Consider the following 11,018-nt stretch of genomic DNA (forward strand, 5'->3'; position numbering starts at 1 on the left):
ATGCGCACCCGATGATTATGCGCAGCTCACCGGGACATTTATCCAGTTTTCTTCGGCAGATCAGTGAGATGGTGGCCGGCATTCAAACTAGGCGCTGCGCATAATTTTTAAAGGCTCAACAGGAACTGCATGAGCTGGTCCGGCGGTCGATACCGGCTTTGACTGGCCGTCATGGGCTGCAGCCGGTTGAGCGTACGCTCCTTCATGGCGAGATCCGCCTGAAGGTACATGTGCGTCGTGGCGGGGCTCTCATGACCCAGCCATAGGGCAATGACGCTGATGTCGACGCCGGACTGCAGAAGATGCATTGCCGTGGTATGGCGGATGGTGTGAGGCGAAATCGAGCGACGCGCGAGTTGCGGGTAACGTTCCGCGGCGGCCGAGACCGCAAGTTCAAGGCGCTGGGTGACGTTCGAACGCGCCATGCATCCGCCGCCTCTGTTCGGAAACAGGAAGTTCTCCTCGCCCCCATAGTCCAACCGGCGCTTCCAGTTGCGGATCAGGTTGGCGGTCGTCCGCCAGAGCGGCACGCTGCGATCTTTGCGCCCCTTTCCATGCAGGTGCGCGACCGCCGAGCCATCGACGGCGACCTCGCCGACGCGCAGGCCAATGGCTTCAGACACGCGGGCGCCGGTGTTGTACATCAGACTGAACAGTGCGCGATCCCGCTCACCTGCCCATGTCCGCGCATCCGGCGCCTCAAGGATCGCCTGCATCTCCTCGCGTGACAAAAATCCCAGGACCGGCCGGTCGAACCGTTTCATCGGAATGGCCAGCACCTGTTCGATGACGGGGAGCGCGGTCAGATCGTAGTGGGCGGCATACTTAAGGAAAGAGCGAAGTGCCGCCAGGCGGGCGTTGCGAGTACGGGCGCCGTTGCTCCGCTCCTTCTCCAAGTGGTCGAGGAAGCTCAGGATCAACTGCGCATCGAGGTCGGCCAGGGTCAGCCGGGTGGGCGCCTTTCCAATCGTCGCCTCGGCGAAGTCAAGCAACAATCGGAAGGTATCGCGGTAGGCGGCGATGGTGCGCGAACTGACGGCTCGCTGATTGCCCAGATGCTCGACGAAAAAGCGTTGCAGCAGGATGGGGAAGGACGATGCCAGCTTGGGGTCAGTCATGATGACCCCCTCCAACCGTAGAGGCGAACAGCTCAAATCGTTTGCCAGCGACCGCCATGAGTTCCGGGACGCCGGTCAAATACCAATAAGTATCGGAGATCTTGGCGTGGCCGACATAGGTCGAGAGCGCCGCCATGGCGTTGTCGATATCGGCGCCATGCTCGTGCCAGAGCTGGATACGGCGGCAAATGAAGGTGTGGCGCAGGTCGTGAATACGCACCTTGCCATGGCCGCCCCGCGCGGTCCAACCAAGGTTGGTGCGAAGCTTCTGGAAAACCTTATTGATCCTCCGCTCCGCGATGAATCCACCCGCCGGAGACAGGAACAGCGGTGAGTCCTCGGTGAGTGCACCAGGACGCGCCCGAACCGCCAGATAGCGCCGTAGCTTGGCTACGACGGTGGCGTGTATGGGCACATGCCTGGATTTGCGGAACTTCGTGTTCCGAACCGTAAGGAACGCTCCATCGAGATTGACATCGCTGCAGCGCAGGTGAAGTGCTTCTGACCGGCGCAGACCCGTAGCGGCGATCAGCCCAAAGATCGTCGCGTAGGTTGCCGGCCGCAACCCGCCCTCAGGGGCGAGGCGCGAAGCGGCGGTCACAAGGTCGCAGATCTCCTGCTCCGAATAGACGTGCGGTGCGAGGCGGCGATGTGAACGACCAAAGGTCGCGGTTTGTGGGAACTCGGTGCCGGGATCGAGCCGGGCAAGATACCTCGCGAACGGGCGAAGGGCCTCGAGGCGCCGGGCCCATGAGAAAGGACTGGCCCGTTTGGCCTGGCCTTGCACCCAGTTCAGGACGATATCGTTGGTGAGCGGGCCACTGTGACCGCGCTCGTCGGCAAACAAGGCGAAGGCGGTGATTTGATGGCCCTGCATCCTGAGGGCGAAACCAAGGGCGCGGCGTTCGGACAAATAGTCCTTTGCCAGCGAGAGCATGGTGCGCGCGCCGGTCATTGCGCGCTCCCCGGCCAGGGTAGGGCCACAGCTGCAAGATTGGTCAGATCGACCTTTGCGTAAATGGCGGACGTGTCGAGGCTTCGATGCCGCAGGATGTCCGCAATCTCCTTCATCGGCGCGCCGGCGCGCAGAAGTCGGCTCGCCATGCTGTGGCGGAGAATGTGGACACCGGTCCGCGTCCATCCACATCGTCGGTAGCCGGCCAGTACTGCGCGTTTGACGCTCTTCGTCGTGATCGGCTCGTTGTAGGGGGCAACATGGCGAACAAATATGGCCCGGTTCGACGTCGCGGGCCGCTCCTCGTGCAGATAGGCTGCGATCGCCGCTCCCGTCTCGGACGGTAGCGGCAGAGCATCCGCGCGTCGGCTCTTGGTGCCGACAAGCTTGATCGTGCCATCGGCCCAGTTGATGTCGTCAAGCTGCAGCTTGACGACTTCGCTGGATCGCAGACCGAGATCGATCAGACACCGCACCATCGCATAAGCCCGCAGGCGCGACGGGAACGCCTGATCAAAGGAACTCAGCAGTTCGATCTCGGCGCCGGTCAGCACCTCGGGCAATGATGCCAACCGCCAGTGGGCGACCCGGGGAATCGCGGCCTTCAGTCCGCTCACCCGGTCGCCGGACATGCTGCGGAAGCGGAGATAGCAGCCAATGATGACGCCGATCGCGGCGACGGTGGTGGGTCTTCGCCCCTGTTTGCCAAGGACGAAGCGGCGGATGGATGCGGCGTTGACTGTCGCCAGGGAGATCGGCTGCTCGCCGAAATGCTCGACGAGAAATCCTCCAACCACTCGGCAACGCTTCCGACGGGTGTTGTCCGCCAATCCCCAGACGTCGCGCATGTGGGTATCGAAGCGCGTCAGCTCCTGTTCGATGGCGGAATTGCGGGCAGGATACTGCAGCACCACGCCGCCGGCTTCGAGTACCTCCAAAAGATGGCCCAGTGCCGCCTGCAACTCATGGCGCAAACGACGGACCGGGTCGGAGCAGGCGCACGCCGGCAGGTGCTCCGAGAGAAAGCGCATAACGGCGCCCTGGCCGATCGCTTCCAGGTCATACCCCTCCTGAGTCAGCCAATAGGCGAAATGCGCGATGCAGCACAAATAGGCGCGCTGCGTGTTCGGCGCATATCGCCTTCGCTGCAAGTGCTCACCGTACTGCGAAACGTAGGGCCGAAGAATACTGCCCTCCAGCCAAGCGCGGGGCTGTGGCTGAAGGATGATCGCTTTTTGCATGTGGATCTCCGAGTTGATGGGACTCGGAAGGATTATGCGCAGCGCCTAGTTTGAATGCCGGCCACCATCTCACTGATCTGCCGAAGAAAACTGGATAAATGTCCCGGTGAGCTGCGCATAATCATCGGGTGCGCATAATCGCGGACATAGACCCACAGCCTGCCGATATCGGTCTTGCCCTTGGCGAGGACCGGCACCGTTGTGTCGTCGCCGTGCAATCGGTCGGCGGCGAGAACATGAGCCTCGATCCGGCGATAGAGGGGCATGAGCGCGAAAGTGGCCGCGCCAACTTGGTCGGCGAGCGTCGACAGGCTCAGTGGCACGCCCTCGCGAGCGAAACGTTCAGCCTGGCGGTTCAAGGGTTGATGCTGGCCGTACTTGTCGAACAGCAGCATGGCGAGCAAGCCAGGACCTGCCCAGCCACGCGGCACGACATGGAACGGCGCCGGCGGCTGGGTGATCGTCTCACAGTTCCGGCACGAGAACTTCTCGCGCACCGTCTGGATGACCTTCCACTGACGCGGGATCACCTCCAGCGTCTCGGTCACGTCCTCGCCGAGCTTCGAAAGCCGCGTCCCGCCGCAAGTCGGGCACGAACATGGCGCGGGGATGACGATGCGCTCACGCGGCAGATGCTCGGGAAACGGCTTCTTCACTGGCCGTTTGCGCTCGAAGGCGGTGACACTGGTCGTCCTGGTCGCCGCCGCCTCGGCGGCAAGGTCATCTTCGCTGGCGGTGGCCTCGAGTTCCTCGAGTTGCAACTCCAGTTGGTCCAGGAGCCGGCGGCTGCGCTCGGCGCTGGGGCCATACTGCTCGCGCCTGAGCTTGGCGATCTGCAGCTTGAGGTGCCCGATCAGAGCTTCCGTAGCCGACGCCTTAGCCCTCGCGGCGGCAAGTTCGGCGCCCATCGAAACAACCAGCGCCTTAAGCGCTTCGACATCGTCCGGCAGGGGCGAAACGGCGGCTTCCATGGCCGAAATGAATCAGCACCTGTCTCTCGGTGCAACCGAAAAATGCCGCTTTGGCTGAGGAAATCCGCGTCCTATCCCGCGCTCGCCGGACGCCAGCTGTACTGCGGGTTGCGCCAGTCAATCCCGTCGAGCAAACACGCCAGCTGAGCGCTCGTCAGCGACACTGCACCGTCCTTCGCCTGAGGCCAAATGAAGCGGCCCTTCTCGAGCCGCTTGGCATAAAGCGACATGCCGATCCCGTCATGCCAGATGATCTTTACCAGCGATCCGGCGCGTCCGCGGAAAACGTAGAGATCACCACCGTGAGGATCGCGCTTCAGGTGCTGCTGCACCAGCAAAGCCAGGCCCTGCATGCCCTTCCTCATATCGGTGTGGCCCATCGACAGCCACACCCGCGCGCCCGACGGGATCACCGCAGTGCCTTTACCACTGCCGTAACCAGCGTGGGCGTCGCTCCCGCGAAGATGCTCACCCGGCCGCCCTTTACCAGCTCCACGACAATAGCCGGCCGGTGCTCCAGTGGATGGCCGACGTCTTCATCGACAACCACCGCCTCTGTAAGGCACGGGTCCGGGACGTGTTCGCACAGCTTGCGACGCCAAGTGTAGATCAGCGCCGTCGAAACGTCATGCCGCTGCGCCACCTGCGTCACACAGGCTCCGGGCGAAAACGCCTCCTCCAAAATCTGGCGCCGTTCCTCTTCGTTCCACCGCCGCCGACGTTCGGGGCCTGTGAGCAACGTGATCTGACCCATCAACTGCTCCTAAGTGCGCTCATAAGAGCACGCTTAAGACCACTCGTTCATCACCCGAACAAGGCGCGACACGCCGGATGGATACCACAAACAACAAGTTGATCGCCAACTAAAACGACCAGATCGGGATTCGCGCAGACCATTGGAAGCTTGCGCAAAGCACATTCCTCCAGCAGTGCCGCAACTTCTTTCGGCGGCTGAGTGCTCCCCCCGGTGGTTAAAATAAAGTCGGCGTCCCGAGGTGAAAAGACCTCGAACCGATCTAAGCCAGGAGCAAGCCCGCCAGCTCAGGTGGTCCGATGTGGAAGTAGCGATCTGCGAGTGCTCTATTCCAGTCGTCCGAGGCATTTTCTAGCGCCTTGTAAATCAGCTCTCCAGACGTGACAATATAGTTATATTGAGGCGGCCCTATTCCCATCGACTCTAAGTGTTTAGCAACTTGGTAGGCACGACGGGGAGAGTTCGATAGGAGGCAGATATCAAGATGCTTGTTTCGCAAAGCATTCAGGGCAGTGATCGCGTGAGGAAAGGCAACTTCCCCGTCGTGCAAGACGCCCCATAGGTCCAGAACGACAGCACGATACCTTTCTATGATCGCCGCAATGCCTTCAATTATGATTGGCGCTTGCAAATTATTCATTGACCTTAGCTCCTTTTCACGCCTTCCTGCAACTCCTGAGACAGCCAAACGTCAGCGTTACGGGCGCGCCGCGAGTCCGGCCGTCGCTAGAAGGTACCCAACTGTTGATGCGGTAATGATCCCACCCCCAACGAGGGTCGACAGGGAGGGTGTTTCGCCGAATGCGAGCCACACCCAAAATGGAGCCAGCGGCGTTTCTAGCGCTCCAATCAAGGAGGCTTGCGAAGCTGGAATGCGACGAGCGCCAGCCGAATAGAACACAAAAGCCAATCCCACCTGCACCAGGCCAAAAAGCGCAAGATATACCAGATGTCTCAGACTTGGTGATAGCGGCGCAGCGAAACACAAGCTGAGCAGTGAGACCAAAACGTTGGCCGCGCAGATGGAAGCCAGAAGCGATTCTTCGCGGTGCCGGCGGATACACACAGCAACAAAGGCGGTCATGAAGGTCATGGCGACGGCGAGGGCGTTGCCAACAAAGTCGGAGTCTAGACCTGTTTCCCAGACGAGCACGCAGGTACCTGCGGCCATCGTTGCTATTGCCAACAGGGTCGCAGGACGAATTTTCTCTCCCAGCCAAAGCCACCCCAGGATCGCAGTGAAGACCGGTGTCGTCCCATAGAGGGCTGCTACGTTGGCGATCGAGGTTAACTGACACGCGGGGATGAACGCTAGCATGGCGATTGCCATCGAGGCTGCAACAATCACCCCTCGCCCTGTTGGGCGAAGGCTATGTCTTGGCCCATCTACAAAGAGATGAATTGCCAGGAAAGCCGCTGCAAACAGACTGCGCCAAAGCAAAATTGTCCAAGCGTCAAGAGGCAGAACCCTGACGAACAGCCCTGCGGTGCTCCACGCGACTGCAGAGATCGTGACAAAAAGAAGCCCCTTCCTATAACTATCTTGAAGCAAGGCAGTCGGGCCTCTTCGCTCTAGCCAGGGACGGCGCGCGGATCGCGGCCATGGCCCGCATTAGTAAAATTGCCCGGAACACCCGCAGATGCAGAAGAACTATTCAGATACCGCCTTGCGCAACCGACACCAAGCCGCGTGAGCAGTTCTTGTGGATGAACTCCAGCGGTCGCGGCAAGGTCATCGACGGTGAAATCGTCGCCCAGCAGTTCAACATTCGTACCCGGACCACAAAGCGTCTCAGGAACATCCGTTACATCAATTGTTATGTATTCCATGGACACCCTTCCGATTAAAGGAGCAGAGTATCCAGCAAACCGGACGGATATCTTGTTGGCGGAGGCCCATGGAAGGCCATGCTTATAGCCGATCGCGACGATCGCTATGCGGCTGGCTCGGGCCGTGCGAAAAGTCGCACCGTATCCAACTGCCTCCCCCCTTGCTACATTGCGCACCTCGAGTGTCTTTGCCTTGAGGCCGGCAACGGGCTTTAAAGGATTTGGCCGAATGCCGGCATTGTTAAGTCCGTAAAGTGCCGAGCCCACCCGTACCATATCGAAGTGATAGCGCTCCCCTAGCCACACACCGGCAGAGGCCGCGAGACTGAGAAGTGTCGGTTTAAGCAGATCTGACGTCGCCCGAAAGCGGTTCCTTTGTAGCAAATTCATTGCGTCCCCAGCGCGTTCGCTGCATGCGAGGTGGCTGAGTACGACCGAAGGGGGACGCCGCTTGAAGATACCACAAAGATGCTTGCGCCGTACGTCATCGAAAGCGAGGCCAAGGCGAGAGAGCCCAGTCTCCACGTTGAGGAAGTATGTTTGCGGGTCCCGTGCGCCGCTAATGGCATCCAGTTCGACACAATTGTTCACAACTGGTATAAGGTTGTTCGATCGGTAGTGTCCGCCATACCTCGCAAACTCATCGCAAAAAACCGCAACTGCCGCGCCCATGTGGGACGATCTCAGAAGCAGCGCTTCGTGCAGATTGCCGACGAAGAGCAGATCACATCCAGCGTCAATGAGCGCGCCTGCAATCTTAACCAAGCCAAGCCCGTAGGCGTCGCTTTTGACGACAGCGGCTACCCTTACCTGTGGCCCAACGAGGGCCGATATGGTCTGAAAGTTCGCCTGAACCGCGCTGAGATCGATTTCGAGTACAACATCGGCAGGTCGTACCGAGGTCAACATGTCTTGCTCTCCGTCCTCGGCCCGCCCTTCGAAGCACCGCAAATTCGCCGGGCGACATGTAAACTGTTACATCGAAAGCTCAGCCGCACTCCATACCTCCTGCCACACGTCAGCGAGTATCAGCTTTAGTTCTGGTATAGACATAGAAGAACAAAGAATTATCCGCAAGTCTAGTAGCGGCAGTATCAGATAATGTAAATTAACATTGCAAAATTGTTTCACACGCGAAACATAAAATCACAATTCCCCTTCCATCCTTGCAAAACCCACGTTACAACCTTCTTCGACAACGAACCGGAGAACTGCAGTGAATGGCCGGGTAAAGATCCTAATTGTTGGACACGGCGTACTTGGTGGGGCCGTTCTTGATTTTCTCAGCCAAAGCGGCAGACCCTACGATCTGCACGTTGGAGCACGAGATCTGCAGCGGGCCTCCTTGAGGGTCAACCTCGCAAAGTACACTGCCGTAAACCTCGGGCTCTCTCCGGCCATCGAGGTCGTTCCGCTGGATTTGATGAATACAGAGGCTACAGCAGAGCGCCTAGCGGCCCTCCGTCCTGATATAATTTTTAATGCCACGACTTTGCATTCTTGGTGGCGAATAACGCAATTGCCGACCGATGCCTATCAGCAAATCGATCGAGCACGCGGCGGCGTATGGACGCCTATGCATCTAATGCTCGTGCGACGTCTCATGAGAGCTGTGCGGGAAGCTGGTGTGGAGAGCATCGTCGTAAACGCATCCTACCCTGACGTGACGAATGCCGCGCTTGCGGCCGAGGGTCTCTCGCCGACAATTGGGATCGGCAACATCGCAAATGCCGTGCCGGGCATCAGGTTGGCAGCAGCACATCTTCTGGGTTGCGAACTGAAAGCGGTGGATGTGCAGTTTTTTGCCCAACATTATGTGAGTTATCGTATGCCGAGCACCGGCTCCACGGACGGAGCGCCCTATCACCTGACCATATATCGGAACGGCCAGGAAGTTAATCCACAGGAACTGGGGCACAATGAAATCTTCGCGAACGTAGCCGGACGTTTTCGCCGAGTGAAAGGTCTTGCGGGGCAATCCGTCACCGCTTCGTCAGCGATAGCGATTCTACGTGCGTTTGCCGATCACTTGGAACGCGTTGTTCACGCACCGGGACCACTAGGTCTCGTGGGAGGCTATCCCGTTAGGATTGCTCCAACTGGTATTTCGATCGAACTGCCTCAAGGCTTTTCCTTGGACAATGCGGTGGAGATCAATTCGCAATGCCAGAAGTACGATGGAATCGAGGCAATCGAAAGCGACGGTACCGTGCGCTTCACGGGGGAATCGGCAGGAATCCTACGTGAGCTGCTCGGCTATGATTGCGAAGCAATGGCGCTGGATGAGTGCGAAAAACGCGCAGATGAGTTGGCAGCTAAATACGCCGAATATTGCGACCGCCTTCAATCATAGGCGCCACTCGCGCCGCCTGACTACATTAATCGCGGCCTGGTCTGCCAATGTACAGCTGTTTGTCCCATCTGAGCCCTTTCACCTTCCCGGCCGTCGATAAGTTGTCTGCCACCGCAAGCGTCTCGCCCGATTGCAAAAAAATGCAGCCGGCCTCCGGCAGAACTTGGAACACCGTTTTTTCCACTGAACGCCCTGGCAGTCGACCGTTTTACAACCTTGAGGGGCGCCATCGTGAGAAGGCAAATCAATAAGATTGAAACAGAACAAGTAAAGGGCGCACAGCTTCTCGACCGCTCTGTGGCTCTTCTAAACTATCTTGCGGAGGCGGGGGAGGAAGGGGCGCGCGTGCACGAAATGGCGAAAGCTTTCGGCCTCACCATGTCAACAACGCATCGGATCGTTAGCGCGCTTGAGCGGCATTTACTACTTGAGAGGGAACCCGCAACGAGGCGTTACCGCTTGGGGTTGTTATTATACACGCTCGGAGTCAAGGCCGTTGAAAGCACGAGCTTACGTCGTTGCTGCCGTCCCGCGCTATTGCGGCTGGCAGCCAAAACTGGGAATTCTGTCTCTCTGGTGGCGCGAAGCGGCTTCCATAGTGTGTGCTTAGATAGGCAAGAGGGAACCTACCCCATTGACAGCCTGGCCCGTCACAGCCAGGTGCCGCTGGGCGTCGGTTCGGCAAGCCTTGCAATTCTGGCTTTTCTGCCGCCTGAAGAAGCCAATGGAATCATAAGCGCCGACGCTCACCTCTACCACGCTTTCAACGGCCTAAGTGCAGAGGAGATCTGGCACCAACTGCCGGGCATCCGTAAGGTAGGGTATGCTCTAGATCAGGGCCATCTCGTAGCTGGAATTTCATCGCTAGCATTGCCGATCCGACCGCCTGGCAGGGATGTCGTTGGGGCCTTGGCTATCAGGGCGACAACTGTACAGATGCCGCAAGAGCGGATTCCGAAGCTCCTGAGGTGGATGAGGCGCGAGATTCAGACCATACAGCAAATTGTGATTTCTGCCCGCCCCAAGGGGCAGTAGCCGTGACTACGCGGAATGGTCGCCGGAGCGCTTCCGGCGCTGGGCTCGTTCGATCGGTCTACAGACCGAGGGGCTCGTCATCGCCATCCTTGCCAGCCGGCCGCATCCGGAACAGGGATTCAGGACATGCCTCGGCGTTCTCAAGCTCTACCAAAGCGATCGACACAGCGCAGGCCGAAGCCGTTTCGGCCCGTGCTCTCGAGATCGGCGGCCTGAACTGCAAAAGCATCAGCGCCCTCATCAAATCCCACAAAGCCTCCAGGCACACCGCCGAACCTGCCGCCGTCGGCGAGCACGCCAATCTTCGCGGCCCAGGCTACTTTCATTAAGGAGATAATAAAAAAATGCTGACCAATCCCACCATCGACATGCTGCGTGAACTCGGCCTTTCCGGCATGGCCAACGCGTTCCAGGAACTGGAGACGCAGCCGGAGGCACGAGCCCTCCAGCATGGCGAATGGCTCGCCCTTCTGCTCGAACGAGAGGCGACAACGCGCCGTCAGAAGCGCTTCGAGGCCAGAGCGCGAGCCGCCAGACTACGTCACGACGCCCAGATCGAGAACGCCGATTTCCGGCCAACCCGCGGTCTCGATCGCAATCTCTTCATGAGGCTGGCGACATGCGACTGGATCAGACAGCGCCATAGCCTGCTCCTGATCGGACCAGCCGATCCCACGACATAATGCACACCTCGCTATGTTATTGAAAAAGCTGGATCTGCTGATCCTGTGATTGTGATAATGGACTGTGTCCGCTCCTGC

At 59.1% G+C, this 11,018-nt stretch carries 10 protein-coding genes and 2 pseudogenes; 3 read left to right on the forward strand and 9 right to left on the reverse strand.

All coding sequences use genetic code 11. From position 1 onward, the window contains the following. Window positions 1-107: 107 nt before the first annotated feature. From NKJ11_RS31470 to alr, 9 genes and pseudogenes are all read right to left on the reverse strand, one after another. A complete protein-coding gene (locus tag NKJ11_RS31470) occupies window positions 108-1,118 on the reverse strand; it encodes a tyrosine-type recombinase/integrase (protein ID WP_352795033.1) in 1,011 nt (336 codons plus the stop codon). Beyond that, window positions 1,111-2,073, reverse strand: a complete 963-nt coding sequence (locus tag NKJ11_RS31475) for a tyrosine-type recombinase/integrase (protein ID WP_352795034.1) — start codon at window positions 2,071-2,073, stop codon at window positions 1,111-1,113. Before NKJ11_RS31475 ends, NKJ11_RS31470 begins: the two co-directional genes overlap by 8 nt. Beyond that, the gene (locus NKJ11_RS31480) at window positions 2,070-3,314 is read right to left on the reverse strand and encodes a site-specific integrase (protein ID WP_352795035.1); all 1,245 of its coding nucleotides are present in this window, start codon (window positions 3,312-3,314) and stop codon (window positions 2,070-2,072) included. Before NKJ11_RS31480 ends, NKJ11_RS31475 begins: the two co-directional genes overlap by 4 nt. A gap of 80 nt (window positions 3,315-3,394) precedes the next feature. Next, window positions 3,395-4,285, reverse strand: a pseudogene (tnpC, locus tag NKJ11_RS31485) (IS66 family transposase); the annotation flags it as partial. 71 nt (window positions 4,286-4,356) lie between these two features. Then, window positions 4,357-4,698, reverse strand: a complete 342-nt coding sequence (tnpB, locus tag NKJ11_RS31490) for an IS66 family insertion sequence element accessory protein TnpB (RefSeq protein ID WP_258052477.1) — start codon at window positions 4,696-4,698, stop codon at window positions 4,357-4,359. Next, the gene (gene tnpA / locus NKJ11_RS31495) at window positions 4,695-5,039 is read right to left on the reverse strand and encodes an IS66-like element accessory protein TnpA (RefSeq protein ID WP_095205366.1); all 345 of its coding nucleotides are present in this window, start codon (window positions 5,037-5,039) and stop codon (window positions 4,695-4,697) included. Before tnpA ends, tnpB begins: the two co-directional genes overlap by 4 nt. 262 nt (window positions 5,040-5,301) lie before the next feature. Next, complete coding sequence (locus NKJ11_RS31500) at window positions 5,302-5,679, reverse strand: hypothetical protein (protein WP_352795037.1); 378 nt, start codon at window positions 5,677-5,679, stop codon at window positions 5,302-5,304. A gap of 57 nt (window positions 5,680-5,736) precedes the next feature. Beyond that, the gene (locus NKJ11_RS31505; protein ID WP_352795038.1) at window positions 5,737-6,591 is read right to left on the reverse strand and encodes a DMT family transporter; all 855 of its coding nucleotides are present in this window, start codon (window positions 6,589-6,591) and stop codon (window positions 5,737-5,739) included. Between the two features lie 20 nt (window positions 6,592-6,611). After that, window positions 6,612-7,778, reverse strand: a complete 1,167-nt coding sequence (gene alr / locus NKJ11_RS31510) for an alanine racemase (RefSeq protein WP_352795039.1) — start codon at window positions 7,776-7,778, stop codon at window positions 6,612-6,614. Between the two features lie 307 nt (window positions 7,779-8,085). Between alr and NKJ11_RS31515 the strand changes: the two genes are divergently transcribed. From NKJ11_RS31515 to NKJ11_RS31525, 3 genes and pseudogenes are all read left to right on the forward strand, one after another. Further along, window positions 8,086-9,222 carry a hypothetical protein gene (locus NKJ11_RS31515; protein ID WP_352795040.1) on the forward strand — a complete coding sequence of 379 codons (1,137 nt, stop codon included), beginning with the start codon at window positions 8,086-8,088 and terminating at the stop codon, window positions 9,220-9,222. Window positions 9,223-9,453: 231 nt separating this feature from the next. Continuing rightward, window positions 9,454-10,257: an IclR family transcriptional regulator gene (locus NKJ11_RS31520; protein ID WP_352795041.1), complete on the forward strand. Its 804-nt coding sequence runs from the start codon at window positions 9,454-9,456 to the stop codon at window positions 10,255-10,257. 344 nt (window positions 10,258-10,601) lie between these two features. Next, window positions 10,602-10,925 (forward strand): annotated as a pseudogene (locus tag NKJ11_RS31525) (ATP-binding protein); the annotation flags it as partial. Window positions 10,926-11,018: the final 93 nt, after the last annotated feature.

Origin of the sequence: Mesorhizobium sp. M0243, assembly GCF_040321775.1 — a bacterium.
In the GTDB taxonomy this organism is placed as follows: domain Bacteria; phylum Pseudomonadota; class Alphaproteobacteria; order Rhizobiales; family Rhizobiaceae; genus Mesorhizobium.

Excerpts from the sequence above, each read along its gene's own strand:
- alr (WP_352795039.1), bottom strand. The coding sequence starts at position 7,778 with ATGTTGACCTCGGTACGACCTGCCGATGTTGTACTCGAAATCGATCTC.
- NKJ11_RS31480 (WP_352795035.1), bottom strand. The coding sequence starts at position 3,314 with ATGCAAAAAGCGATCATCCTTCAGCCACAGCCCCGCGCTTGGCTGGAG.
- tnpA (WP_095205366.1), bottom strand. The coding sequence starts at position 5,039 with ATGGGTCAGATCACGTTGCTCACAGGCCCCGAACGTCGGCGGCGGTGG.
- NKJ11_RS31500 (WP_352795037.1), bottom strand. The coding sequence starts at position 5,679 with ATGAATAATTTGCAAGCGCCAATCATAATTGAAGGCATTGCGGCGATC.
- NKJ11_RS31475 (WP_352795034.1), bottom strand. The coding sequence starts at position 2,073 with ATGACCGGCGCGCGCACCATGCTCTCGCTGGCAAAGGACTATTTGTCC.
- NKJ11_RS31470 (WP_352795033.1), bottom strand. The coding sequence starts at position 1,118 with ATGACTGACCCCAAGCTGGCATCGTCCTTCCCCATCCTGCTGCAACGC.